This window comes from Kitasatospora sp. NPDC058063 (assembly GCF_042885395.1).
Taxonomy (GTDB): domain Bacteria; phylum Actinomycetota; class Actinomycetes; order Streptomycetales; family Streptomycetaceae; genus Kitasatospora; species Kitasatospora lactacystinica.
The window spans coordinates 156,790-183,623 of sequence record NZ_JBHVSD010000012.1 but is presented as its reverse complement, the minus strand read 5'-3'; the positions used below and the strand labels follow the sequence as shown (position 1 = coordinate 183,623).

Sequence of the window (26,834 nt, the reverse complement as noted above, 5' to 3'; positions counted from 1 at the left end):
CGGGAACTCCGGAATCCCGCGATCCGCCGGCCCCCGCGGGAGCCGACGGATCGAGGCTCGGCCGGGTCGCGGCGTATCACGTCCGGCTGACGACCGTTAGCATGACGGGTATGGCGCCGGTCATTGGCGCCGGTTCGCACAGATTCCACAGTGGTGTCGAGGAGTTGACGATGAGTCGCGCATTCCCTCTGTTCCGGACGACCGATCCCGTCGCCGAGGAGGAGCGACGCACCATCCTCGCCGCGCCGGGGTTCGGCAAATTCTTCACCGACCACATGGCCACGGCCACCTGGACGCCCGCCGGGGGCTGGCACGACCGCAAGGTCACCGCGCTGGTGCCGTACTCGATGCACCCGAGCGCCGCCGTGCTGCACTACGCCCAGGAGATCTTCGAGGGACTCAAGGCCTACCGCCACGCCGACGGCAGCGTCTGGCTGTTCCGCCCGGAGTTCAACGCCCGCCGCTTCGCCCGCTCCGCCGAGCGGCTCGCCCTGCCGGTGCTGCCTGAGGAGGACTTCCTCGACAGCGTCGGGGAACTGGTCCGCGCGGACGAGGCGTGGGTGCCGGACTCCGCCGACGAGAAGAGCCTCTACCTGCGGCCGTTCATGTTCGCCTCGGAGGCCTTCCTCGGCGTCCGGCCCGCCGAGCAGATCGCCTACTCGGTCATCGCCAGCCCGGCCGGCCCGTACTTCCCCGGCGGCGTCACCGGCATCACGCTCTGGGTCAGCAGCAACTACACCCGCGCCGGGCGGGGCGGCACCGGCGCCGCCAAGTGCGGCGGCAACTACGCCTCCAGCCTGGCCGCGCAGTTGGAGTCCCGCAAGCACGGCTGCGACCAGGTGCTGTTCCTGGACGACACCGGCGGCGAGGGCGACCTGGAGGAGTCCGGCACGATGAACCTGTGCCTGGTCACCTCGGCCGGCGAGCTGGTCACCCCCGCGCTGGGCAACATCCTCGACGGGGTCACCCGGGACTCGATCCTGGCGCTGGCGGGCGAGTTCGGGCTGACCCCGGTGGAGCGCTCGATCACCCTCTCCGAGCTGCGGGCCGGTGCCGCCGACGGCACGATCACCGAGGTGTTCGCCGCCGGGACGGCCGCGGTGGTCACCCCGATCGTCGGATTCAAGGGCGAGGGCTACGAGTTCACCGTCGGCACCGGCTCGCCCGGCAAGCAGACCGTCGCGATCCGCGAGCACGTGCTGGACATCCAGTACGGGCGCGCCGAGGACGTCCACGGCTGGATGCGGCGGGTGGTCTGACCACCCCGGGCGGCCCGACCGGGCCGCCCGGCCCGCCGGGGTCCGTCCGGCGCCGGGGCCCGCTCAGCTCTTGAGCCGGCCCGACTCCTCCTCGGGCACGACGACCTCGCGCTTGAGGATCTTCCCGGTCGGCCCCTTGGGCAGCGCGTCGACCGTCCAGACCAGCCGCGGGTACTTGTACGGCGCCACCCGCTCCCGGACGAAGCCGCGGATCTCCTCCGGGGTAGCCGAGGCGCCCGCGCGCAGGACCACGGCGGCGGCCACCTCCTGGCCGAGCGTGGGGTGGGGGACGCCGATCACCGTGGCCTCGGCGACCGCCGGGTGCTCGTACAGCACGTCCTCCACCTCCCGCGGGTAGACGTTGAAGCCGCCGCGGATCACGACGTCCTTGCGGCGGTCGACGATCCGGAAGTCGCCCCGCTCGTCGCGGGTGCCGAGGTCCCCGGTGTGCAGCCAGCCGTCCCGGACGGTCTGCGCGGTGGTGTCGGGGCGGCGCCAGTAGCCCTTCATCACGTTGTGGCCCCGGATCACCACCTCGCCGACCGTGCCGTCCGGCACCTCGGTGCCCGACTCGTCGACGATGCGCATCCGCACGCCCTCGATCGGGATGCCGATGGTGCCCGCGATCCGCTCGCGGTCGCTCCGGTTGGCGCAGGCCAGCGGCGAGGACTCGGACAGCCCGTAGCCCTCCAGCACCACGCAGTCGAAGTCGGTCTCGAAGCCGCGCAGCACCTCCGGCGGCATCGACGCGCCGCCACCCAGGCACACCCGCAGCGAGGAGACGTCGTACCCGGCGCGCTGCGGGTGGGTCAGCATCAGGGTGTACATGGTGGGGACGCCGAGGAAGACGCTCACCCGGTCGCGCTGGATCACCGAGAGCGCGCCCTGCGGGTCGAAGCGCGGCACCAGGGTCATGCAGGCCCCGACGGCCACCGCGCAGTTGAGGCCGATCACCTGGCCGAAGGAGTGGAACAGCGGCAGCCCGCCGAAGATCACGTCCCGCTCCACCATCCCCAGCACCTGGACGCCGGCCCGGACGTTGGCCACGATGTTGCGGTGGGTCAGTTCGGCGCCCTTGGGCGCCCCGGTGGTGCCGGAGGTGTAGAGGATGACCGCGGTGTCCTCTCCCCCGCGTCCCGCGGTCCGCGGCGGGCCGTCCGGCTGTTCCGCGAGCGTCGCGGCGAGCGCGGAGGGCTCGACCGGGACCAGCAGGGTGCCGGTGCGCCGCGCGCCCTCGACCGCCTGCTCGGTGCCCGCGTGCCAGGCGAGCAGCACGGCTGCCCCGGCGTCGGCGAGGCAGTGCTCGATCTCCCGGGCCTTGAGCAGCGGGTTCATCGGGACGACCACCGCGCCGGCGCGCAGGATGCCGTAGTACAGCACCGCGAACTGCGGCACGTTGGGCAGCAGCACGGCGACCCGGTCGCCGGGCGCGACACCGAGCCCGGCCAGCCAGTGCGCGGCCCGGGCGCTGAGCGCGTCCAGGTCGGCGAAGCTCAGCACCTCCTCGTCGAGCCGCAGGACGGGGTGCTCCGGGCAGCGCGCGGCGGTCGCGGTGAGCAGGTCGGGAATGCCGTGCGGGTCGCCCGGGAGGCCGGGCGGCCGGCCGGGGCCGCCGTGCGGCGCGTCGGCGTTTCTGTCGGACGGGTCGGGGACGGCGGACATGCGGGCGCTCCTCGGGGCGGCGGGGCTCGGTCTCATCGTCATACGGTCGGTCGGACGCCGCCGCGCGGCGCGGCGCTCTCGCCGGTGCGCTCACCGACGCTCTCGCCGGAGCCCGAGGCGGCACCCGCGGCGGCGGCAGCGGCGGAGCCCGAGGCGGCGGCCAGCATCCACGGCGCGATCCGCTCCACCAGCCCGCGGTTGTGCCGGATCCAGCGGAAGTGGTCCAGCGGGCGGCCGTCCGCCTGTTCGGCGGTGTAGCTCCAGCGTTCCACCCGGGCCGACGGCAGCTTGGCGCACAGGTGGTCGACGGCCCGCGGCGGCGCGAGCTCGTCGCCCTGCACGTCCACGGCCAGCACCGGCAGGTCGACCCGGGCCAGCGCCCGTTCGTAGTCGGTGACCGCGCCGCGCACCCGGTAGCGGCCGGTGCGCATCTGCCGCGCCCAGTCCCGCATCAGCCGGGCCGACTCGCGGCCGCCGAAGCCGAACCGCTCGCCCGGCCAGTACCCGACCACCGCCGAGGCGACGACCGAGAACTGGCTCAGTGCCAGCCGTCGCAGGCCCGCCCGCGGGCCGAAGGTCCGGTACCAGGCCGATCCGCTGGCCACCAGCACCGCGCCGGCGAGCCGGGGCCGGAGGACGCCGCAGTGCACCAGGCCCAGCTGCCCGCCCAGGCTGTGCCCGAGCAGGAGGCGCGGCGCGCCGGGGAACGCCCCGGCGACGGCGTCGAGCACCGCCCCGAAGTCGTGCTCGACCAGCTCGCGGAAGCCGAAGGCGACCCCGTGCCGCGGCACCGGCCGGCTCTCGCCGTGGCCGCGCAGGTCGCAGGTGGCCACGCTCAGACCGGCCGCGTGCAGGGCGCGGACCAGCGGGGTGTAGTGCCGGGCGGCCGTTCCCATCGCCGGCAGGACGATCACCACCGGGGCGGCCGGTTCGGGCCGGGCCAGTGCCCGGACGGTGAGCCGGGCCCCGTCGGGCGCGGCGATCTCGGCGATCACGGGGAACCGGGGGGTCTTCACGCCCGCGCCTCCCGGTCGGCGCCGGCGCCCGGCCGCCAGCCGATCACCCCGGCGCCCCAGGTGATGCCCGCGCCGAAGGCGGCGAGGCCGAGCAGTTTCGGGCCGTCCAGCAGGCCCTCCTCGCGGGCGTGGGTGAGGCCCAGCGGGATCGAGGCCGCCGAGGTGTTGGCGACCCGGTGGACGTTCAGGTAGAGCCGCTCCGGGGGCAGCCCCACCTCCTTGCCGACCGCGCGCACGATCCGGGCGTTGGCCTGGTGGGCGACGAACAGGTCGAGGTCCTCGCAGGTCAGGCCGCGCCGGTCGAGCACCTCCCGGGTGGCGGCGGACATCTTCTCCACCGCGTGGTCGAACACCTCCCGGCCGTCCATCCGCAGCTTGCGGTCGTCCCGGTCGGCGTAGAGCAGCGGGATCTGCTCGCCGTCGCTGCCGAGCGAGAAGCACGGTTCGGGCGCGCCGGGCACGTCGGCGATCACGGCGGCGCCGGCGCCGTCGGCCAGCAGCACCGCGGTGCCGCGGTCCTCGTGGTCGGTGATCCGGGTCAGCGCGTCGGCGCCGCAGACCAGCACCGCCCCGGCCCGGCCGGTCTCGATCAGCGCGGCGGCGTGGTCCAGGCCGTAGACGAACCCGGCGCAGGCCGCGTGCAGGTCGAAGGCGGTGGCCTGCGGCATCCCGAGCCGGGCGGCGACCTCCACCGACACCCCGGGGGTGACCCGGTCGGGGGTGATGGTGGCGACCACGACGTGCCGGATGCTCGCGGCGGTGCGCCCGGCGCTGCGCAGCGCCTGCTCGGCGGCGGCCACCACGAGGTCGGCGAGCCGGCCGTCCGGCGCGAGGAAGCGGCGCTCCTCGATGCCGGTCCGTTTGACGATCCACTCCGGGGAGGCGCCGATCCGCTCGAAGTACGCGTTGGGGACGACGCGTTCGGGCAGTGCCGCGCCCACGCCCACGATGGCGGCCGTCATGCCGTGCCCCCGTCCGCGAAGGCCGGGCCGGTGCCCATCCGGACGGCGTGCATCCCGCCGTCCGCGTGCAGGATCTCCCCGCTGACGGTGGCCGCGAGGTCGGAGAGCAGGAACAGCACCGGTCCGACCACCACGGCCGGGTCGCCGCGGTCCCAGCCGAGCGGGGCCTCGGCCTGCCAGCGGTCGGCGATCCGGTCGAAGGTGCTGATCGCCTGCCCGGCGACGGTCTCCACCGGGCCGGCCGCCACCAGGTTGACCCGGATGCCGGACGGCCCGAGGTACATCGCCAGGTAGCGGCAGACCGCGCCGAGGGCCGCCTTGCTCACGCCCATCCAGTCGTAGCCGGCCCAGGCGCCGCTGGCGTCGAAGTCCAGCCCGACGACGCTGCCGCGCCGTCCGTCGGCGGTGAGCAGCGGGGCGAGCGCGGTGGTCAGCGAGTGCAGGGAGACGGCGGCGGTGTGCAGCGCCTGTCCGGCGGCCTCGGGCGGGGTGGTGAGGAAGTTGCCGCTCAGCGCCGTCTGCCGGGCGGCGGCGACGGCGTGCAGCACACCGTCGACCCCGCCCCAGCGCTGCTCCAGTTCCTTGACCAGCCGGGCGAAGTCCTCGGGCCGGGTGACGTCCAGTTCCAGCACCTCGGTGGGGCGGGGCAGGACGTCCGCCGCCTTCTCGGTGATCCGCCGGGCCCGGCCGAAGCCGGTGAGCAGGACCTCCGCGCCCGCCTCCTGGAGCGCCCTGGCGGTGTGCCAGGCGATGGAGTCCTGGTTGAGCACCCCGGTGATCAGATAGCGGCGTCCGTGGAAGCCGAGCATCACTCCTGGCCTTTCGTCGTACCGATCGCGTCGGCTGCCGCCAGCACCAGGGCCGCGTTGTGTCCGCCGAACCCGAAGGAGGTGGAGAGCCCCGCCCGGCGGCCGCCGGGCAGGGTGGGGGCGGCGAGCGCGGTGGCGCGGTGGATCAGGTTCAGCGGGCCGAGCTTCTCGTCGGGCTCACGAAGCCCGACGGTGGGCGGGGCGGTGGCGTGGCGCAGCGCCTGCAGGGTGGCGATGGCCTCGACCGCGCCGGCCGCGCCGAAGAGGTGGCCGGTGCAGGACTTGGTGGAGGACAGCGGGATCCCTTCCAGGGCCGGTCCGAGGGCCAGCCGCAGCGCCTCGCACTCCGAGCGGTCGTTGAGGACGGTGCCGGTGCCGTGGGCGTTGAGGTAGCCGAGCTGTCCGGGGGTGACCCCGGCCGCGTCGAGCGCCAGGGTGACGGCGCGGGCCGCGGGCTCGCCGGTCGGGTCCGGGGCGGTGAGGTGGTGGGCGTCGCAGGTGGCGCCGTAGCCGAGCACCTCGCCGAGCACGGTGGCGCCGCGGGCGGCGGCGCCCGCGGCCGTCTCCAGCACCAGGATTCCGGCGCCCTCGCCGATCAGCAGGCCGTCCCGGTCGCGGTCGAAGGGCACCGAGCGGCCGCTCTCGGACAGCGCGCCGGCGGTCCGGAAGGCGGCCCGCACCAGGTCGGAGGTGGAGGCCTCGGCGCCGCCGACCACCACCGCGTCGGCGGCGCCGGCGGCGAGCAGCAGCAGGGCGGTGCCGATCGCCTGGGTCGCGCTGCTGCAGGCCGAGGCCAGGCAGAGCGCCTCGCCCCGGAAGCCGTACCGCTGGGCGATCTGCGAGGCCCCGGCGTTGGCCATCATGGCGGGCACCATGAGCGGGGAGACGAAGTCCCCGCCCTGCTGCCGGAGCACCTCGGCCTGGCTCTCGAAGCTCGCCGTCCCGCCGAGCGCGCAGCCGACCACGCAGGCGACCCGCTCGGCGGGGTAGGGCGGCGGGCCGTCCGTCCATCCGGCCTGGGCCAGGGCCTCGGCGGCGGCCACGAGCGCGAGCTGGGTGAAGCGGTCGGTGCGGCGGATCTGCTGGCGCGACAGGTGGTCGGCGGGCCGGAAGTCCCGGCACAGCCCGAGCCCGTCGGCGAGCCCGCTCTCGCCGGCCACCGCGCGCCGGTGCAGCTCGTCGGCGCCCACGCCCAGCGGGGTCACCGCGCCCAGGCCCGTGACGACGGCCCGGGGCGTCACTCCAGCCCGGCCTTGTGGCGGCACAGGGCGAGCACCTCGCCGACGGTGTACAGCCGGTCGAAGTCCTTGGGCTTCACCGGGATGCCCAGCTGCTTGCGGATGGACTGGCTGAGCTCGACCATGTCGAGCGAGTCGATCTCCAGCTCGTCCAGGGCGGCGTCCTCGACGATGCCCTCGCGTTCGACGCCGAGGTCGACCAGGGCGTCGACGACGAAGTTCTCGATGGCGGTGCGGTCCAGTGTGTCGGGCATGGCTCTCCTCGGCCGCGCGGGGCGGCGGTGGCGGTGCGGGGGACGTACGGGCGGTGCCGCGGGGGCGGTGGCCGGGGACGGCGCGCGGGGGGCGGTGGGCTCAGGCCGTGGTGCCGGCCTTGCTCGCGTGGTACGGGGCCCAGTGCCACTGGCGCCAGTAGCTCTCGGCGATGTCCAGCCACTGCTCCAGCCGGGCCGCGTCGTCCAGGAAGCGGTTGGCGCTGACCACCAGCCAGCTGTAGACGGCCTGGCTGTCCCGGCAGCCGCCGCAGTCGCCGGAGGTGCAGCAGAACTGGAGCGACTCGTAGTCGGCGCCCCAGACGTTGAAGCCGGGGATGACCGGGTTGCCGTTGGCGACGCGGTCCTCGTGCTCGGGGGCGTCGACGCTGAGGCTGGGGCAGACGTCGTAGCCGAAGCGGCCGCCCCAGTGCGTCCGGCCGGTCACCAGGGTCCGGATGAAGTACGGGTGGCTCACCACCGCGTGCGGGTAGAGGTCCTTGACCCGCTGCGCCTCGTCCAGCACCCGCTGCTCGTTGGCGATCTTCAGCGGGGTCTCGGTGCCGTGCTCGCTGTAGAAGTTGAAGGTGACGATGTTGCCGTTCTCGGCGATCTTCCGCACGGTGGGCTCGATGTGCTCGACCCCGGCCTCGGAGAGCGCGTAGATGAACAGCACCCGCTGGTCGTCGCGGTAGTGCTTGAGCGCGGTGTCGAACAGGCCGGTGAACTTGGAGCCGTTGACCCGGATCGCGCGCAGGTCGTCGTCGAGCGGGCCGCCGCCGAAGATGCTGACCGCGATGGCGATCTTCTCGAAGCCCTGCTTGGGCATCGGGCGCAGGCCGTTGGTGGAGATGGTGATGTACGGCAGCTGTTCGACGAAGGCCTCGACCCGGCGCGGGACGAGGGTGGGCTCGCCGCCGATCAGGGTGGCCTGGTTGACGCCGTCGTCGGCCAGCTTGCGGGCGAAGGCCCGGATGCGGTCCAGGTCGGAGAGTTCCTTGACGGCCGTGTCGAAGCCGCCCTCGAAGTACCAGCAGCCCTTGCAGCGGATGTTGCAGGTGTTGGTGAGGTGGACCTCGCAGGACCGGACCTCGCGCCCCAGCCGGCGCAGCCGGTGCAGGCGTTCGGCCAGGTCGGGCCGGTCGGCGAGGAGTTCGGCGGTTCGCGCCTTGGCCTCGCGCCGGCTCAGCGGGCGCTGTTCGATGGTGACGGGTGTTGCCATGGCGATGGGCTCCTCGGGAGTCGCGGGATCGGCGTGCTGCTGCGACTGCTACTCCGGGAGGCGCAGACCCAGGTTCTTGATGCGCGGGGTGACCTTCTCCCGCCACAGGTCGCAGGCCTCGCCGTTGGTGGTCTGTCGCAGGCCGAAGCGGACGGCCAGCCTGGCGCGCTCGGAGCGCGGGCTGCCGAAGATCCGGATGAAGGTCGGCCACAGCCGGTCCAGGGCCTGCTGGAGCTGCTCGCGGCCGTCGTCGGTGGCGGCGAGGTTGCGGCACACCCGGGCGCCGTGGGCGATGTGCACCTTCTCGTCGAGGATGATGGTGCGCACCGCGTCGGCCCAGGGGCGGTAGCTGCTCTGCGCGAACTCGGAGATCATCACCATGGCCGTCTCCTCCCCGATGTAGGAGAAGATCCCGCGCTCGGCCCAGGTGGTGCAGTTGTGGAACTCCTGGGCCCGGAACAGGTTCCGCTCGGCCAGGGTCTGCTTCTCCATGTAGCCGGTGTCCACGCCGATCTCGGCGAGGACCCGCTTGCCGATCTTGTAGTGGTCGTACTCCTCGGCGGCGCGCTCGGCGCAGACCTGCCGCTCCTCCGCGTCGGGGGCCAGCGGCAGGAAGACCTGCACGTAGTCGTCGCCGCCGGAGAGCTCGCCCTCGGTGTTGACCACCATGCCGCGGATCGCGATCTCCCGGTACTCCTCCGGCATCGCGAGGAACTCGTCGGGCGTGCGGACCACCACCGCCTCGTCGTCCAGAATGGAAATCCCCATGGCACAACACCCCGTCTCTGAAGCAGGAATCCGAAGCAGGACATGGTCGGGCGGGAGCGGCCGGGGCGGTTTCCACCGAGGCTCTCGATGACGACCACAAGGAAAAGGGCGCCGCCCCCCAGCGGCCGGCGGAGCGCTTGGCGGCTCCGCTGAACTTCCTCGGAGCGTAGGTGCTGCTTTTTGGGCCGAACAAGGTCCCTCACGAATCGTGCCGAACGGATTCGGCCACCCGACACTGCCGGAGGGACTGGTTCCGGCCACCGCGACACCGGCACGACATGCGCAATTATCGTTCCTGTAACGGATCTTGGCGGTTGACCACGGAGAACGAAGCTGGCCGGAAGCAGGCCTGGACCGCTCCCGGCGTACCGCCGGGCCGACGGTTACGCTGGCCCCCATGACCACCGACTCGAACACGGCGGTCGCCACCGTCGACGTCCTCCTGGGCCCCGACCGGCTCAATGAGCTGATCACCGACCAGTTCCCCGACTACGCCGCCTGCCGGGTGACCGACGTGGACGGCCACGCCCTGACCATGGCGGTGGACGGCGACCGGCTGCGCACCCGCCCGGGCGGCACCGTCTCGGGCCCGGAGCAGGCCGGGCTGTGCGACCTGGCCGCGTTCCTCCTGATCAACGCCCGGCTCGGGCCCACCCTGATGGCGCTGACCAGCTCGCTGCAGATCAGCTTCCTCAACCGGCCGCGCCCCGGGGCGCTGCGCGTGCACGCCAGGACGGCCAAGTTCGGGCGCCGGCTGTGCGTGGTCCTGGCCGAGCTGCTGGACGCCGACGGCGTCCTGGTGGCCAGCGCCACGCTGACCTACGCGATTCCGCAGGCCCGGCCCGGGACGGCCTGACCGCCCCCTCCTCGGCACCCCTTCTCTGCGCACCCCTTCTCCGCGCACCGGATCCCTGCACGCCGGTTCTCCGCGCACCGGCTTCGCCCTGCCGCCGTTCCGGCCCCGGCGGCCGGACGAATCCGACATTACGAATACGGGGTGGGGTATATTGGCAGGACGGCCCCACCCCTGGGGGCCCGGAGAACGGAGAACGAGATGTGCCGACGAGTCGCCTGCCGCACCTGCGGGAAGCCGACCTTCGCCGGGTGCGGCATGCACGTGGAGCAGGTCCTGGCCGGGGTGCCCGCGTCCGCCCGCTGCGACTGCGCCACCCGGGGCAGCGCGGGCAAGGGCTGGTTCGGCCGGCTCTTCGGCCGCCGCTGACCCCCGCGTCGACCATCCCGCCCGTCTGTCCGTACGCCAACAACTGGCCAGAGTGGCGCGAAAGATGACAGTAAGTCGGCCGAGTGCGCGATCTTTTGGACAGGAAATGATCTAAGCATTGATCTGGAACCTGTTCACCCTCTAGGTTGCGGTGCAATGTCACACTGAACCGCCATATATGGCGTGCCCGGGGGGACCACGGTGCCGGACACTGCATTGGAAGCAACGCACCAGACCACGAGCAAGCTGCCCCGGGTCTTCTACCGGCTGGCCGCAGGCGACGCCCTGAACATGTACGGGAGCCAGCTCGACCTGGTCGCGCTGAGCCTGTTCGCCTACGAGGCGGCCGGCAACGCCCTCGGCACGGCCGGGTACCTGGTCCTGCGACTGGGCGGCGGCCTCGCCGGCGGGCTGGTCGCCGGACGACTGGTGGCACGGCTGGAGCGACGGCGGCTGATGACGGGCTGCGCCCTCGCCCAGGCGCTGGCACTGGTCGTCGTCGCCCTCGTCCCGGCCTCGATGCGCATCCCCGTGCTCTACCCGCTCGCCCTGGTCCTCGGCGGCGCCGCCGCGGTGGCCTCGGTCGCGCTGCGGACCAGCATCCCCGAGATGGTCGGCGCCGAGCGCCGCGCCCGGGCCAACAGCCTGATGGCGAGCTGCCGTTCGACGGCGATGGTGCTCGGCTTCGCCTCCGCGGGCGTGGTGGTGGCCTGGGCCGGATTCCGGGCCGCGCTGCTCATCGACGCGGCCAGCTTCGTCCTGTTCGGGGCACTGGTGATCCGACTGCCCCTGCCCACCCGGGCCGCCCCGGCGGAGGAACCCGCGGCCCGGCCGGAGGAACCCGCGCCGGCGGCCGGGAAGCGCGGCCCCCGGTGGCAGGCACTGGTCGTCCTGCGGGCCGCTCCGGTGGTGGGCGCCATGGCGGGGATCCGACTGCTGGACGCCTTCGGCTCCGCCGCCCACAACATCAGCCTGCCGGTCTTCGCCAACCTGTCCTCCCCCGACAACCCGGCCGCACTGCTCGGCACCTTCTGGGCCACCTGGGCGATCGGCAACCTCGGCGCCCAGCAGCTGGTCTCCCGGTTCATGCTGCGCCGGGGCATCGAGCCCGGCGAGCGCGGCTTCGCGCTGGGCACCTGCCTGATGTCCGCCTGCTTCATCCTGGTCTTCACCGACCTCCCGACCCCGCTCTTCCTGCTGGTCGCGATCGGCGCCGGCCTCGGCGACGGCTTCACCGAGATCTCCTACACCACCCGGATCCAGGCCCTCGCCGACGAGCGGCGCGGCGAGGCCTTCGGCATCCTCGCGTCCGCCGAGAACGTCGGCATGGGCACCGGGATGCTGCTGAGCGGCTCACTGCTGGCGGTGGTCAGCCCGCTGACCGTGGTCGGCGTCTCGCACGCCGTCCCGATCGTGCTGGCGCTCGCCTTCCTCGTCCTGGTCGCCCGCACCCGCCGCCGCTGAGCGGCCCGCCCACCGGCCCCCGCCACCACCCCGGCGCCCCGCGCCGTACCCGGCACCGGCCCGACGCACCACAACCGCGGCACCCCCACGCCGTACGCGACACCGCTCCTTCGCACCGCCCTCCGGCGCCCGCGCCGTACGCGACACCGAGCTTTCCCCCGTACCGCCCCGGCGCCCCCGCGCCGTAAGCGCCACCCGTCTCCGCTCCCCTCCCTGACCCGGGGCGGCCCACACCCGCGCCCCGGCACCGATCCGAAAGGTGCCGAACGTCATGAGCCCCACCGGTCCCGACCACGGCCGGCTGCGAACCCTGGAAGCCCGACTGCTGCTGCGCCCCGAGATCGCCGACTGCGCGCTGCTGCCCGTCGAGCGCGGGAACGGCCGCCCAGGCCTGCTGGCCTACTTGGTGCCCGCCGTCGACGGCGATCCCGAGGCCCTGCGCCGCCGGGCCGCCGCGGCCCTGCTGGACGCCGATCCGAGCGCCGAGGTGCACCTCCTGGACGGCATCGTCCGCACCCCCGAGGGCGAACCCGACGCCGCCGCCCTGGCCGCCGCACTCACCCGGGCCCCGGCCTCGCCCGGTCCCGCCCTCCGCCACCTGCGTGAACTCACCGACCACTGGCGGCCGTTCGGGGAGGCGTCGGCGACGGCCGGCTCCGCCCCGGCGGAGCCGGCGGCCACGCCCGCGGGCCCCGGGACGGAGGCCGTCGGCGCCCCACTGCCCGCCCCCGCGCCGGACGCGCCCCGGACGCTGCCCGAGGCGCTGCTGCGCGCCGCCGCCCTGCACCCCGACCGGGGGCTGCACCTGGTCCGGGCGGGCGGCGCGGCCACCCGGCTGACCTACCGTCAACTCCTCGCCCGATCGCGCGAGATCCTCGCCATCCTGGCCTCCGCCGGAGTGCGGGCCGGGGACCGGGTGATCCTCCAGGTCCCGGAACCGGAGCTCTACTTCCCCACCCTGTGGGCCTGCCTGCTGGGCGGGGTGCAGCCGGTGACGGTGGCCCGCCCGCCGGACTACCACGAGCGCAACCCCGTCCTGGAGAAGCTCTGGCACGCCTGGCAGACCCTGGAGGAGCCGCCGGTGCTCGCCTGCGGGCCTGCGGTGGACGGCCTGGAGCGGCTCGGGGAGCTGTACCCGGCGCCGGGCCTGCGGGTGATCGCCGTCGACCGACCCGTCGACCGGCCCGTCGACGGCGACCGGCCGGCGGCCGCCGAACACGCCCCCGCCCCCGGCGACGTCGCGATCCTCCAGCTGTCCTCCGGCAGCACCGGGCGGTCCAAGGCGGTACAGATCACCCACCGCGGCATCCTGGAGTACACCGCCGGAGCCGTCGCGAACGGCTGCGACCCGGCCGACACCACGGTCAACTGGCTGCCCCTGGACCACGTCGCCGGACTGCTGATGTTCCACCTGCGCGACGTGGTACTGGCCGCCGACCAGGTGCAGGTTCCCACCGAACTCGTCCTCGCCGACCCGCTGGTCTGGCTGGACGCGCTGGAGCGCTACCGGGGCGCGCACTCCTGGTCGCCCAACTTCGGCTACCGGCTGGTCGCCGAGGCCGTCCGGGCCGCCGGGCCCGGACGCCACTGGGACCTGTCCGCGGTCAAGTCGCTGATCAACGCCGGCGAGCAGTGCACCGAGGCGGTGCTGGACGAGTTCCTGGCCGCCACCGCCCCGTTCGGCGTCCGCCCCGAGCACCTGCTGCTGGGCTGGGGCATGGCCGAGACCTGCACGGCGATCACCTACAAGCGCTACCACGAGGACGGCTCCCGCCGGCTGGTGCGCACCGACTCGCTCAGCGGCCGGCTGGAGCCCGCCGACCCGGACTCGGCCGAGCGCGGCACCGGCTTCCTCAGCATGGGACGGCCCGCGCCCGGCACTCGGATGCGGGTCACCGACGACAACGGGCGGGCGCTGCCCGAGCACTGGGTCGGCCGGCTCCAGGTCCGTTCCGGCCGGGTGACGCCGGGGTACCTGAACAACCCGGCCGCCAACCAGGAGGCCTTCGTCGGCGACGACTGGTTCGACACCGGGGACCTCGCCTTCCTGACCGACGGCGAGGTGGTGCTCACCGGCCGTCGCAAGGAGATCATCATCGTCAACGGCGTGCACTACTTCTGCCACGAGCTGGAGGACGTGGTGGCCTCCGTGGCGGGGGTGCGCTCCGGCCACGTCGCGGCCTTCGGGGTACCGGACGAACGCACCGGCACCGAGCAGCTGGTGATCGCCTACGTCCAGAGCGACCCGCAGGCCCCCGCGCCGCCCGTCGCCGCCGAGGTGCGGCAGCTGCTGGCGGCCCGCCGACAGCCCGCGCCCGCCCTGGTGCTCCCCGTCCCGGCGGCCGATTTCCCCCGCACCACCAGCGGCAAGATCCAGCGCACCGCGCTGCGCCGCCGGCTGCTGGACGGCGAACTCGACGACCACGTCGTGGCGCTGGACCTGGCCGAGGCCAACTCCCGGACGCTGCCGGACTGCGTGCGGCGACTCGGCTGGGAACCCCGCCCGGTTCCGGAGGCCGTGGCCGCTCCGCTGGCGGAGGAAACGATCCTGCTGCTCGGCCCGTCCGGCCCCGGCACCCTCACCGAGGCCCTGGCCGCCGCCCTGCCGAACGCCCTGGTGGTGGACCGGCCGCCGACCACCGACCCCGAGGACTGGCTGCGGGCCCTCGGGGACCGGACGGCCGACCGGCTGGTCTACCTCTGGAGCGCGACCGCCGACGGACCCGACCGGCCGGACGAGTCGCTGCTCGCCCTGCTCCGGGCGCTCCCGGCCCGGCCGCCGCTCAGCGAGCTGGTCTCGGTCAGCACCGGGCTGCACGCCGTACTCCCCGGAGAACTCCCCAGGCCCACGGCCGCGTTGACCGCGGCGCTGACCGCCGGGGCGCGCGCCGAACAACTGGTGCCCGCCGCCCGGCACCTCGACCTGCCGGGCGAGGCACCGGCCGCGGACCAGGCCGCCGCCCTGCTCGCCCTGCTCACCGACCCCCGGCCCGAACCCGAATCCGCCTGGCGCGCCGGCCGCCCCTGGGTCCCCCGGCTGGAGACGGCCGAGGCCGCCTCCGGGCCGGCCGGGGCGGGCTGCTCGCTGCTCACCCCCGGCGCCCGCTACCTCGTCACCGGCGGCCTCGGCGGGATAGCCGCCGAGCTGCTGCCCGGGCTGCTGCGCGAGTACGGCTCCCGACTGCTGATCGTCGGCCGCAGCGACCTGGACGCCCCGACCGCCGAGGCGGCCGAACGCCGGGCCGCACTGCGCCGACTGGCCGCCCAGGGCGGTCAGGTCGGCTACCGCCAGGCCGATGTGACGAACCGTCAGCAGTTGGCGGAGGCCGTCGCCGAGGCCGAGCGGGAGTGGCAGGCACCGCTGGACGGCGTGCTCCACCTGGCCGGCGGCTACCGGCTCGCGCTCCTCGCCGACACCGGCACCGAGGACTGGCGGGAGGCCGTCCGGACCAAGGCCGAGGGCACCGACCACCTCATCGAGCTGGTCAAGGAACGACCCGGAGCACAGTTCGTCGCCTTCTCCTCGATGATCGGCCTCCAGGAGGCGGTCGGCTCCACCGGCTACGCCGCCGCCAACCGCTACCTGGAGAGCACCGTCGAGCGGCTGCGCCGGGAGAGCGGCACCCCGGCCTGGACGATCTCCTGGGGCCTGTGGCGCGGGATCGGCATGAACCGCGACACGGAGAACGAGCAGGCCGCCACCGGCCGGGGCATCGCCGTGCTGAGCGCCGCCCACGGGCGCCGACTGGCCGCCCTGCTGCTGGCCGGCGCCCCGGGCCACCGGTACGCCGGTCCTGACCCGAGCTCCCCCGCCGCCCGGCGCCGGCTGCGCGCCACCGCGCCCCGCCCGGTGACCGCCGCCGCCCCGGCGCCGTCCACGACGGCTCCGGGCACCGCGGCACCGTCCGCCACGGCACCGGGCACCGCAGCAGCCGGCCGGACCGCACCGTCCGGGCTGCGCCGACTCGTCCTGGACGCCTTCGAGTCCGTCCTGGACACCCCGCTGGACCCGGGCCGCCCGCTCGCCGAACTCGGCATCGGCTCCCTCCAGTTGATGCGGGTGCACGGCGCGCTCGGCGCCGTGCTGCCCACGCCCCCGGCGCCCACCGAGCTGTTCCGCCACCCCACCGTGGACGCCCTGATCGAGCACCTGGCCGCCGAACCGGCCGCACCCACCGCTCCGCTCCGCTCCCCCGCCTCCGCCGCCGACGCCGGGCCGGGCGACGACCGCCGGGTGGCGATCGTCGGCCTGGCGCTGCGCCTGCCGGGCGCCGACACCCCCGAGCAGTACTGGCGGAACATCGTCGAGGGCGTCCGCAGCACCACCCGGTTCACCGAGGAGGAGCTGGCGGCCGCCGGACTGCGCCCGGAGGAGTACCGCCACCCCGACTTCGTCCCGGTCACCGGGGCGCTCACCGACGTCGACCGTTTCGACGCCGAGGCGTTCGGCATCAGCGGCACCGAGGCCGCGCTGATGGACCCGCAGCAGCGCCTGCTGCTGGAGATCTGCCGCCAGGCCCTGGAGGACGGCGGCTACGACGCGCCGGACCCGGAGCGCCGGGTCGGGGTCTTCGCCGGCACCGGGATGACCCTGTACGCGCTGCGCAACTACTACCAGCACACCCTGGCCGCCACCGCCGACCCGGCCGAACCGGTGGCCGCCCTGCAGACCGCGATCGGCAACCAGGCGGACTTCGCCGCCACCCGGGTCGCCTACCGGCTGGGCCTCACCGGACCGGCGATCGGCGTGCAGACGGCCTGCTCCACCTCGCTGGTCGCGGTGCACCTGGCCGTGCAGTCCCTGCTGGCGGGCGACTGCGAGCTCGCTCTCGCCGGGGCCGCCGCCCTGCACATCCCGCAGGCCGCCGGCTACCGCTACGAGGAGGGGTCGATCCTCTCCCCCGACGGCGCCTGCCGGGCCTTCGACGCCGAGGCGGGCGGCACCGTCGGCGGCAACGGCGTCGCCGCCGTCCTGCTCAAGCGCCTCGACCGGGCGCTCGCCGACGGCGACACCGTGCACGGGGTGATCCTCGGCTCGGCCGTCAACAACGACGGCGGCCGGAAGGTCGGCTACACCGCGCCCAGCGTGGACGGGCAGGCGGCCGTGGTAGGCCGGGCCCTGGACCTCGCGGGCGTACCGGCCGAGAGCATCGGCTACATCGAGGCCCACGGCACCGGCACCCCGCTCGGCGACCCGATCGAGTTCCGGGCGCTGGCCCAGGCGTTCCGGGCCCGGACCGAGGCCGCCGGGTTCTGCTCGCTCGGCTCGGTCAAGCCCAACATCGGCCACCTGGACACCTGCGCCGGAATGGCGGGCCTGATCAAGGCGCTGCTGGTGCTGCGGCACGGCACCGTCCCGCCGCTGGTGAACTTCACCAGCCCCAACCCCGCGCTGGAGCTGGCCGGCAGCCCGTTCCGGCTCGCCGCCGAGCGCCGGGACTGGCCGGACGGCCCCACCCCGCGCCGGGCCGGGGTCAGCGCCCTGGGCGTCGGCGGCACCAACGCCCACCTGGTGCTGGAGCAGGCCCCGGCCGCCGCCGCGGTGCCCGCGCCGCGGCCGGCCCCGACCGTGCTGCCGCTGTCGGCCCGCACCGCCCAGGGCCTCACCGAGCTGGCCGGACTGCTCCGCGACCGGCTGGACGCCGAACCCGCCCTCGCCCCCGGCGACCTGCCGCTCACCCTCGGCGCCGGCCGGCGCGCGCTGCGCCACCGGCTGGCCGTCGCCGGCCCCGACCCGGCCGCCCTGCGCAAGGGACTGGACGCCTTCCTGGCGGGCCGGCCCACCGCCGGCGCGGCCCACCGCGAGACCGGGCGCGGCGAGGTCCGCCCGGTGCTGCTCTTCACCGGCCAGGGCTCCCAGTACCGGGGCATGGCCGCCGAACTGCACGCGGCCTTCCCGGTCTTCCGCGCCGTCCTGGAGGAGTGCGACCGGCTGCACCGCGAGGCCTGGGACGAGCCGCTGCTGCCGCTGCTGCTCGACCCCGCCGCGCAGGGCACCGAGGACACCTGGACCACCGAGGCGGCGCAGCCCGCGCTGTTCGCCCTCCAGGCGGCCACCCTGCGGCTCTGGCAGGAGCTCGGCGTGCGTCCCGCCGCGGTCGCCGGGCACAGCGCCGGGGAGTACGCGGCCTTCCACGCGGCCGGCGCGCTCGACCTGGCCGACGGGATGTTCCTGACGGCGCTGCGCGGCCGGCTGATGCACCGGCTGACCGAACCGGGAGCCATGACGGTGGTCTCGGCCGGCCCGGACCGGCTGGCCGGGCTCGGCGACTGGCTGCCCGGGGTGGACCTGGCCGTGGTCAACGGCAAGGGCCAGTGCGTGCTGGCCGGCCCGCCGCGCGAGATCGCCGCCGCCGAGGCCGTACTGGCCGCCGACGGGGTGACCACCGAACGCCTGGCCGCCGACCGGGCGTTCCACTCCCGCCTGCTCGACCCGATGCTCGACCCGTTCCGCGACCAGCTGGCCCGGCTGCGCCTGCGGCCGCTGGCCGTCCCGCTGGTCAGCAACCTCGGCGGCGAGGTGCTGGCCACCGGGACCGTCCCGACGCCCGAGTACTTCCTGCGGCAGACCCGGGAGACCGCCCGGTTCGACCAGGTGCTCGCCGCGCTGGACGGACTGGACCACGAGCTGTTCCTGGAGCTCGGCCCGCACCCGACGCTGACCGGCATGGGCCGCCGGGAGCTGCCGCACCGCCACTTCGTCGCCGGCGGCCGGCGCGGCGCCTCGCCGGAGCAGCAGTTCGACGCCGCCGCGGCTGCGCTGTGGTCGCACGGCGTGCCGCTCGACTGGGCCCGCTTCGCCGCCGCCCGGGACTGGCCGGACGGGCCTGCCCGCCGCGTCCCGCTGCCCACCACCGTCTTCCAACGCCGCCGCCACTGGTTCACCGCCCCTGCCCGGCCCACCACCGAGGACCCCGCCATGCACCAGGACCCACCCCAGCAGAGCGCGCCGGCCGCGACGCCGGCCGCCGCACCGACGCCGAGCCCCGATGAGCTCGCCGAGCAGGCCGTCCTGCGCCAGGTCGTCGAGCAGACGGCCCGCCAGCTCGGCTACGACGAGGCCTCGGTCGGGACGGACGAGCCGTTCTTCGACCTGGGCGCCGACTCGCTCTCGATGATCAACATGATCCGCGACCTGGAGCGCGCGTTCCGGGTCCGGGTGTCGATGCGCGAACTCTTCGAGGCGGCCGACACCCCGGCCCGGCTGGCCGGGCTGATCGCCTCCCGGCTGGAGCCGGCGGTGCTGGCCACGCTGCTGCCGGCCGCCGAGCCGGAGCCCGTGGCGGAGCCCGAGCCCGTGCCCGCTCCGGCCGCCGTTCCCGCTGCCGCACCCGATGCCGTTGCTGTTGCCGTCCAGGCCGCCCCGGTGGCCCAGAGCGCTCCTGCCGTCCACCCGGCCCCGCCCGTCCAGGCCCCGCCCGCCCAGGCACCGGCCGCGGTGCCGGTTCCCCAGCCCGTGCCCGTCGCGCCCACCGCCCCGCAGGCGGTGCCCGCCGCGCTGCGGCCGGTGACCGACGGCACCGGCCTGATCGAGCGCCAGCTCGCGCTCCTCGGCCAGTTCTCCGACCTGATGCGCGACCAGCTCGGCCTGCTGGCCGGCGGCGCCCCCGCACTCCCCCCGGCGCCCGTGCCCGCGGCCCTGCCCCCGGCGGCGGCCGTACCCGTCACCGCCCCGGCCCCGACACCCGCCGTCGCGGCGCCCGCCCCCGCACCGGCCGCCCCCGCACCCGCCGTCGAGGCCCCCGCCGTCGAGGCGGCCGCCCCGCAGGTGCACGGCCCCCGGGTGACCGTCTCCCGCGAGTCCGGCATGGCCTCCGGCGGCCTGACCGACCAGCAGCGCGCCCACGTGGACGAGCTGGTCGCCCGCTTCACCGCCCGCACCACCGCCTCCAAGGCGATCACCCGCCGCCACCGCCGCACCCTGGCGGACAGCCGTGCCGTGGTCGGCTTCCGCTCCGGCACCAAGGAGATGCTCTACCCGCTCGCCGCCCGGCGGGCCCGGGGCTCCCGGTTGGAGGACGTCGACGGCAACGCGTACGTCGACATCACCATGGGCTTCGGCGTCCTGCTCTTCGGCCACGACCCGGAGTTCGTCTCCGAGGCCGTCCGCGAGCACCTGTCCTCGGGCCTGCGGCTGGGCCCGCGCGGTCCGGAGACCGGCGAGGCCGCCGAGCTGCTGGCCGAGCTGACCGGCACCGAGCGGGTCGCCTTCGCCAACTCCGGCACCGAGGCGAACGCCGGGGCGATCCGGCTGGCCCGCGCGCACACCGGCCGGGACAAGATCGTCATGTTCGAGGGCTCCTACCACGGCCACTCCGACCAGACCCTGGGCCGGACGCTGGGCCGCGGCGCCGACCGGGAGACCGTCCCGGTGTCCATCGGCATCCCCGGCAGCGCGGTCGCCGACCTGCTGGTGCTGCGGTACGGCGACCCGGAGAGCCTCAAGGCCATCGAGGAGCACGGCGACCGGATCGCCGCCGTCCTGGTCGAGCCGGTGCAGAGCCGCCACCCCGGCCGCCAGCCCGCCGACTTCGTCCGCTCGCTGCGCGAACTGACCACCCGGCTCGGCATCGTGCTGGTCTTCGACCAGATGCTCACCGGCTTCCGGCCCCACCTGCGCGGCGCCGAGGGCTTCTGGGGCGTCACCCCCGACATGTCCACCTACGGCAAGGTACTGGGCGGCGGCTACCCGATCGGCGCGATCGCCGGGCGGGCCGACATCATGGACGGGATCGACGGCGGCCACTGGGACTACGGGGACGACAGCTACCCGCCCAAGGACACCACCTTCTTCGGCGGCACCTACATCCAGCACCCGCTGGCGATGACCGCCGCGGGAGCGGTGCTGCGCCACCTCAAGGCGGCCGGCCCCGGCCTCCAGGAGCGGCTGAACGCCCGCACCGACGAGCTGGCGGCCACCCTGAACGGCTTCTTCGAGGAGGAGGAGTTCCCGCTGCGCCTGGCCCACTTCGGCTCGCTCTTCCGCTTCGAGCCCCGGGCCGACATGGAGCTGCTCTTCCCGCACCTGCTGACCCGCGGGGTCTACGTGTGGGAGTGGCGCAACTTCTTCCTCTCCACCGCCCACACCGACGGCGACCTGGAGTTCGTGATCGACGCGGTCCGCGAGTCGCTGCGCGACCTGCGGCGCGGCGGCTTCTTCCCGGCCTCGCCCGGCGTCCGGCTGCCGGCCCCCCGGCCCGCCGCCGAACTCCCCGCCCCCGCCGAGACCGTGCGCGGCCAGGCGGAGCCGATCCCGTACCAGCCGGTCAGCGACCCGCAGCGGCCGGTGGACTTCAGCCTCTACTTCTTCGGCGACTACCCGCTGGACTCCCCGGAGGACGAGAAGTACCGCATCGTCCTGGAGAGCGCCCGCTTCGCCGACCGGCACGACTTCCACTCGGTCTGGCTGCCGGAGCGCCACTTCCACTCCTTCGGCGGCATCTTCCCCAACCCCTCGGTGCTGGCCGCCGCCCTGGCCCGGGAGACCAGCCGGATCCGGCTGAACGCGGGCTGCGCCGTGCTGCCGCTGCACCACCCGGTGCGGGTGGCCGAGGAGTGGTCGGTGGTCGACAACCTGTCCGGCGGCCGGGTCGGCCTGGGCTGCGCCAGCGGCTGGCACCCCAACGACTTCCTGTTCTTCCCCGAGAACTACGGCGGCCACAAGGAGCTGATGCACCGGCAGATCGACACCGTCCGGGCACTGTGGCGCGGCGAGCCGTACCAGGGCCGCAACGGCAACGGCGAGCCGATCGAGGTGACCCTGCACCCGCGGCCCCTGCAGGACCTGCCGCCCATGTTCACCGCGATCGTCGGCAACCCGGACAGCTTCCGCGAGGCCGCCCGGCACGACCTCGGCGTCATCACCAACCTGATGACCCAGGACATCTCCCAGCTCGCCGAGAACATCGAGGTCTACCGGCGCACCCGGGCCGAGCACGGGCTCGACCCGGAGGCCGGCCGGGTGGTCGTGCTGGTCCACACCTACCTGGGCACCGACCTGGCCACCGCCCGCGAGCAGGCCTACCGGCCGTTCTGCAACTACCTGCGCTCCTCGCTCTCGCTGTTCGGGCAGATGGCCAACAGCCTGGGCCTGACCCTGGACTTCAAGAGCGCCCGCGAGGACGACCTGGAGTTCGTGCTGGAGCGCGCGTACGAGCGCTACTGCGCCTCCCGCGCGCTGATCGGCACCCCGGAGAGCGTCCAGGGGGTGCTGTCCGAGCTGCGGGCGGCCGGCGCCGACGAGATCGCCGCCTTCGTGGACTTCGGGCTCTCCCCCGACCTGGTGGCGGCCGGCCTGCCCCAGCTCGACGTCCTGCGCCGGGACACCCTGCGCGGCGCGCCGCTGTCCTACGCCCAGCAGCGGATGTGGTTCCTGCACCGGATGCTGCCCGACGGCGGGCAGTACAACGAGGTCAAGGCGATCGCCCTGGACGGCCCGCTCGACCCGCAGGCCCTGGACACCGCGCTGCGCCGGCTGGTCGAACGCCACGTCGCGCTGCGCACCGTCTTCCGGGAGCAGGACGGCGAACCGTTCCAGCAGGTGCTGGCGCCGCCCGCCGGCCCGGTGCTGCGGCGGATCACGGCCGACGGCGGCAGCCCGGACCCGGTGGCCGACCTGGTCACCGCCGAGGGCGCCCACCGCTTCGACCTCGCCGAGGGCCCGCTGTTCCGGGCCCTGCTGCTGGAGCGGGACGCCGACCGGCACGTCCTGGTCCTCTCGATGCACCACATCGTGATCGACACCCTGTCCACCGTGGTGATCACCCGCGAGCTGGGCGAGCTCTACCTGGCCGCCCGGGAGGACCGGGCCGCCCGGCTCCCGGTGCTCACCACCGGCCCGGCCACCGAGGCCGCCCGCGAGCGGGCCCGGGTGGCCGCCGGCGAGTACGAGGAGAGCCTCGCCCACTGGCGCAAGGTGTTCGGCGGCGGCGACCTGCCGGTGCTGTCCCTGCCCACCGACCGGCCGCGCCCGGCGGTGCCGGACGGCCGCGGCCGCTCCTTCGTCCACCACCTGCCCGCCGAACTCTCCGACAGCCTGCGGGAGTTGGCCCGGTCCAAGCGCTCCACCCTGTTCATGGTGCTGCTGACCGGCTTCGCCGGTGTCCTGCAGCGGTACGCCAGCCAGGACGAGATCGTGCTGGGCACCCCGGTGGCCAACCGGGCCGACGGCACCGAGGACCTGGTCGGGTTCTTCGTCAACACCCTGGCGCTGCGCCTGGACCTCTCCGGTGAGCCGGCCTTCGCCGAGGCGCTCGGCCGGGTCCGCTCCACCGCACTGGACGCCTACGAGCACCAGCAGCTGCCCTTCGAGGTGCTGGTGCAGGAGCTGAACCCGCAGCGCGACACCAGCCGCAACCCGCTGTTCCAGGTCATGGTCGAGTTCGAGAACCACATGGTCTTCGAACTGGACCTGCCCGGGGTGACGGCCCGTCCGCTGGACCACGTCGCGGACCGCTCCGCCTTCGACCTGACGCTCTTCCTGACCAGCCTGCCCGACGGCATCCGCTGCCACGTCGAGTACGCCGACACCCTCTTCGACCGGGCCACCGTCGACCGGCTGCTCGGCGCCTTCGAGCGGCTGCTCACCGCCGCGGTCGCCGACCCGGAGCGCCCCCTCGCCGAACTCACCGCCGTGTCCGCCACCGAGGCCGACACCGCCCTGGAGTGCGGCCCCCCGGCCGTCCGGGAACCCGAGCACCCGCTGGCCACCATCGCCGCGACCGCGGCCGGACGGCCCGAGCAGACCGCGGTGGTCGCCGCCGACGGCACCGGGACGGACTACCGGACGCTGCTGGCCCGGGCGGACGACCTGGCCGGCCGGCTGCTGGCGGCCGGCGTCCGCGAGGGCAGCCGGGTGGGCGTCCTGCTGCCCCGCTCGGTCGACCTGGTGGCCGGACTGCTGGCCATCCTGCGCCTCGGCGCCGTCCACGTACCCGTCGACGTGCTGCAGGGCCCCGAGCGCTGCCGGCTGATCGTCGAGGACAGCGCACCGGTCGTCCTGCTCACCACCACCGACGACGCCCCCGCGGAGCTCGGCCTGACCGTGCCGACGGTGCTCACCGCCACCGCCCCCGGCGACGCCGCCGCCGAACTGCCCCCGCTGCCCGCCCCCTCGGCGCAGGCCCCCGCCTACCTGCTCTACACCTCCGGCTCCACCGGCCGCCCCAAGGGCGTGCTGATGCACTCCCTCGCCCTGGCCCACTTCGTGGCCTGGAACGTCGCCGACCACCCCGCGGCCCGCACCCTCCAGTACGCCTCCTGCGGCTTCGACGTCAGCGTCCAGGAGATCCTCACCACGCTGGCCGGCGGCGGCACCCTGCTGCTGATCGAGGAGGAGACCCGATACGACGTGACGGCGCTGGCCGCCGTGGTCCGCTCCACCCGCGCCGAGCGGCTCCACCTGCCGTACACGCCGCTGGCCGCCCTGGCCGACGCGCTCGGCGAGGAGCCCGTGCCGCACCTACGGGAGCTGATCTCGGGCGGCGAGCAGGTGCTGGTCACCCCCGGGCTGCGGGCCTTCCTCAGCCGCAACCCCGGCTGCCGGCTGATCAACCACTACGGCCCGACCGAGACCCACGCGCTGACGGCCGGCGAGATCGACCCGGACGGCCCGGAGTACGCGCCGATCGGCCGCCCGACCCCGGGCAGCCGGATCGTGCTGCGCGACCCCGCCGGACGCCGGGTGCCGGCCGGAGCGGTCGGCGAGATCCACGCCCTCGGCGTCCAGGTCGGCATCGGCTACATCGGCCGCGACGAGGAGAGCGCCGCCGTCTTCACCGACACCCCCGACGGCCCGAGCTACCGCACCGGCGACCTCGGCCGCTGGCGCCCGGACGGCCGGCTGGAGTACCTCGGCCGGGCCGACCGCCAGGTCAAGGTGCGCGGCTACCGGGTCGAGCCGGGCGAGATCGAGACCGTGCTGCGCGGCGTTCCCGGCGTGCACGCCTCCGCCGTGACGGCGCGCCGCACCGCGGCGGGCACCGTGCTCGCCGGGTACGTCGGATGCTCGGCCGCCGACCTGCCCCGGGTCGCCGACCGGCTGGCCGACCTGCTGCCCGACTACATGGTGCCCGGGCTCTGGGCCACCGTCGACGCCCTGCCGTTCAACGCCCACGGCAAGCTCGACACCGCCGCCCTGCCGGAGCCGCGCCCGCTCGGCGCGGACGAGCCCGAGGCCGCGCCGGCCACCGAGCTGGAACGGACCGTACAGCGACTCTGGGAGGAGGAGCTCGGCCGCCCCGTCGGGGTGGAGACCTCCTTCTTCGACCTGGGCGGGCACTCGCTGGCCGCCACCCGGCTGCTGAACCGGGTCCGCGAGGAGACCGGGCTGCGGATCGGCGTGCTGGACTTCTTCCGCCGCCCGACCGTCCGCGCGATGGCCGCCCACGAGCCGGCCGCCGAGCAGCACCCGGCCCCGGCCTTCGAGGAGGGGACCCTGTGAGCACGGCGGAGGACGTTCGAGGAGAGGACGCGGCGAGCACGGCGGAGGACGGCTGGGCGCGGCTGCTGCGCCTGCTCGACGAACGCGAGATCGTGCTGCGCACCACCGGCGAGCGGCTCGGCTACCTGGCCCCCGCCGGAGCGATGGACGAGGAGGTCACCGGCCTCGTCCGGGCCCACCGCGACCGGCTGCTGACCACCCTGAGCGGCGCCGGGGAGGCCCTGTCCGCCGCACCGGCCGGGGTGACCCAGTGGCGACTGCACAAGGCCCACGGCGACGCGGCCGACCCCGCGGTGTGGAACATCCTCCAGCGGATCACCCTGCGCGGGCCGCTGGAGCCCGGGCGGCTGGCCGCCGCGCTGACGGCGGTCACCGAGCGGCACGAGAGCCTGCGGACCCGGTTCGTGGACACCGAGCTCGGCGGGCTCCAGCAGGTGCTGCCGAACACCCCGCTGGACGTCCCGGTCGAGGACCTGCGCGGGCTCGCCCCCGCCGAACGGGACGCGGCCCTCGCCGCGGCCCTGGAGGCCGAGGTCGGCCGCCCGTTCGACCTGACTGCGCCCCCGCTGCTGCGCGCCCGACTGCTGCGCCCGGCGGCGCAGGAGTGGGTGCTGCTGCTGACCATCCACCACATCGCGCTCGACGGCTGGTCGCTGGCCACCGTGCTGGCCGACCTGAGCGCGCTCTACCGCACGGGCGGGCCGCTGCCGGGAGAGGCCGGCCGGATGACCGACCACGCCTGCTGGGAGCGGACGGTCGTCAACCGGGCCTCCATGGCGGCGGCCGCCGACCACTGGGCCAAGGCCCTCGGCGGCGCCTCGCTCTCGGTGGACGTGCCCACCGACCGGCCCCGTCCCGAACGGCGCTCCGGGCACGGTGAGACGGCCGAGTTCCGGATCCCGGCAGCCGTGGCCGAGGAGATCGGGCGCTACGCCGCCGCGCGCTCCGCCACCGCCTCGGCCGTCGTGGTCGCCGCGTTCGCCCGGCTGCTCGGCTCGCTCAGCGGCGCGCCGGAGGTGCTGATCCTGCTCTCCAACGCCAACCGCCGGCGGCCGGTCGACGAGCAGGTGGTCGGCCTGCTCACCAGCAGCATGCCGATCCTGGTGCCGACCCGGGGCGAGAGCGGGTTCGCGGGCCTGGTGGACCGCGCCGCCGAGGCGATCGCCTCCGCCCTCGACCACTCCCTGATGCCGTTCGGCCTGCTGGTCGAACCGCTGCGGGAGCGCGGCGTCCCCATGCCCGTCGGGTACCCGCAGATCGTGCTCGCCGTGCAGAGCACCCCGCCCATCGCCCTCGACCTCCCCGGCCTGACCGCCGAGATCGAGGACATCCCCGGCCACTCCGCCCGCGCCGACTGCGCGTTCTCGCTCACCCCGGACGCCGACGGCTACCTGGGGCAGGTCGAGTACGACGCCGACCTGTTCGACCCGGGCACCGTCCGGGGCTGGCTGGACGCCCTGGTCGCGGACCTGGCCCGGCAGTTGGAGGTCCCGCTCGCGTGACACCCGGTGGGCCCCGGT

At 75.0% G+C, this 26,834-nt stretch carries 14 protein-coding genes; 6 read left to right on the top strand and 8 right to left on the bottom strand.

Translation table 11 applies throughout. From position 1 onward, the window contains the following. Positions 1-170 precede the first annotated feature (170 nt). Positions 171-1,259: a branched-chain amino acid aminotransferase gene (locus ACFVUY_RS22485; protein ID WP_387732427.1), complete on the top strand. Its 1,089-nt coding sequence runs from the start codon at positions 171-173 to the stop codon at positions 1,257-1,259. Positions 1,260-1,322: 63 nt separating this feature from the next. Here ACFVUY_RS22485 and ACFVUY_RS22480 read toward each other — a convergent pair whose 3' ends face one another. From ACFVUY_RS22480 to ACFVUY_RS22445, 8 genes are all read right to left on the bottom strand, one after another. After that, positions 1,323-2,921 carry a long-chain fatty acid--CoA ligase gene (locus ACFVUY_RS22480; RefSeq protein WP_387732424.1) on the bottom strand — a complete coding sequence of 533 codons (1,599 nt, stop codon included), beginning with the start codon at positions 2,919-2,921 and terminating at the stop codon, positions 1,323-1,325. A 38-nt stretch (positions 2,922-2,959) separates the two neighbouring features. Continuing rightward, positions 2,960-3,937, bottom strand: a complete 978-nt coding sequence (locus tag ACFVUY_RS22475; protein ID WP_387732421.1) for an alpha/beta fold hydrolase — start codon at positions 3,935-3,937, stop codon at positions 2,960-2,962. Then, on the bottom strand, positions 3,934-4,899 hold the full coding sequence (locus ACFVUY_RS22470; protein WP_387690201.1) for a beta-ketoacyl-ACP synthase 3: 966 nt from the start codon (positions 4,897-4,899) through the stop codon (positions 3,934-3,936). The genes ACFVUY_RS22475 and ACFVUY_RS22470 overlap by 4 nt, the downstream gene beginning before the upstream one ends. Then, entirely contained in the window at positions 4,896-5,708 is an 813-nt protein-coding gene (gene fabI / locus ACFVUY_RS22465; protein ID WP_387732419.1) for an enoyl-ACP reductase FabI, read from the bottom strand. The genes ACFVUY_RS22470 and fabI overlap by 4 nt, the downstream gene beginning before the upstream one ends. Next, positions 5,708-6,949 carry a beta-ketoacyl-[acyl-carrier-protein] synthase family protein gene (locus ACFVUY_RS22460; protein ID WP_380636599.1) on the bottom strand — a complete coding sequence of 414 codons (1,242 nt, stop codon included), beginning with the start codon at positions 6,947-6,949 and terminating at the stop codon, positions 5,708-5,710. The genes fabI and ACFVUY_RS22460 overlap by 1 nt, the downstream gene beginning before the upstream one ends. Then, positions 6,946-7,200, bottom strand: coding sequence for an acyl carrier protein (locus tag ACFVUY_RS22455; RefSeq protein WP_387690196.1), 255 nt, complete (start codon positions 7,198-7,200; stop codon positions 6,946-6,948). Before ACFVUY_RS22455 ends, ACFVUY_RS22460 begins: the two co-directional genes overlap by 4 nt. 100 nt (positions 7,201-7,300) lie before the next feature. Then, positions 7,301-8,419 carry a radical SAM protein gene (locus ACFVUY_RS22450; RefSeq protein WP_387690194.1) on the bottom strand — a complete coding sequence of 373 codons (1,119 nt, stop codon included), beginning with the start codon at positions 8,417-8,419 and terminating at the stop codon, positions 7,301-7,303. 48 nt (positions 8,420-8,467) lie between these two features. Further along, positions 8,468-9,187 (bottom strand): Phenylacetic acid catabolic protein, encoded by a 720-nt coding sequence (locus tag ACFVUY_RS22445; protein WP_387690192.1) that lies wholly within the window; start codon positions 9,185-9,187, stop codon positions 8,468-8,470. Positions 9,188-9,584: 397 nt separating this feature from the next. On the opposite strand from ACFVUY_RS22445, the gene ACFVUY_RS22440 reads away from it, so the two are divergent. The 5 genes from ACFVUY_RS22440 to ACFVUY_RS22420 all read left to right on the top strand — a co-directional run bounded on the left by ACFVUY_RS22440 (position 9,585) and on the right by ACFVUY_RS22420 (position 26,816). Beyond that, positions 9,585-10,043: a PaaI family thioesterase gene (locus ACFVUY_RS22440; protein WP_380548341.1), complete on the top strand. Its 459-nt coding sequence runs from the start codon at positions 9,585-9,587 to the stop codon at positions 10,041-10,043. A 198-nt stretch (positions 10,044-10,241) separates the two neighbouring features. Beyond that, positions 10,242-10,409 (top strand): hypothetical protein, encoded by a 168-nt coding sequence (locus tag ACFVUY_RS22435; protein WP_387690190.1) that lies wholly within the window; start codon positions 10,242-10,244, stop codon positions 10,407-10,409. 216 nt (positions 10,410-10,625) lie between these two features. Then, positions 10,626-11,873 carry an MFS transporter gene (locus ACFVUY_RS22430; protein WP_387690188.1) on the top strand — a complete coding sequence of 416 codons (1,248 nt, stop codon included), beginning with the start codon at positions 10,626-10,628 and terminating at the stop codon, positions 11,871-11,873. Positions 11,874-12,144: 271 nt separating this feature from the next. Beyond that, complete coding sequence (locus ACFVUY_RS22425) at positions 12,145-25,314, top strand: MupA/Atu3671 family FMN-dependent luciferase-like monooxygenase (protein WP_387732417.1); 13,170 nt, start codon at positions 12,145-12,147, stop codon at positions 25,312-25,314. Beyond that, positions 25,311-26,816 (top strand): condensation domain-containing protein, encoded by a 1,506-nt coding sequence (locus tag ACFVUY_RS22420; protein WP_387732415.1) that lies wholly within the window; start codon positions 25,311-25,313, stop codon positions 26,814-26,816. Before ACFVUY_RS22425 ends, ACFVUY_RS22420 begins: the two co-directional genes overlap by 4 nt. The last annotated feature ends 18 nt before the right edge of the window (positions 26,817-26,834 follow it).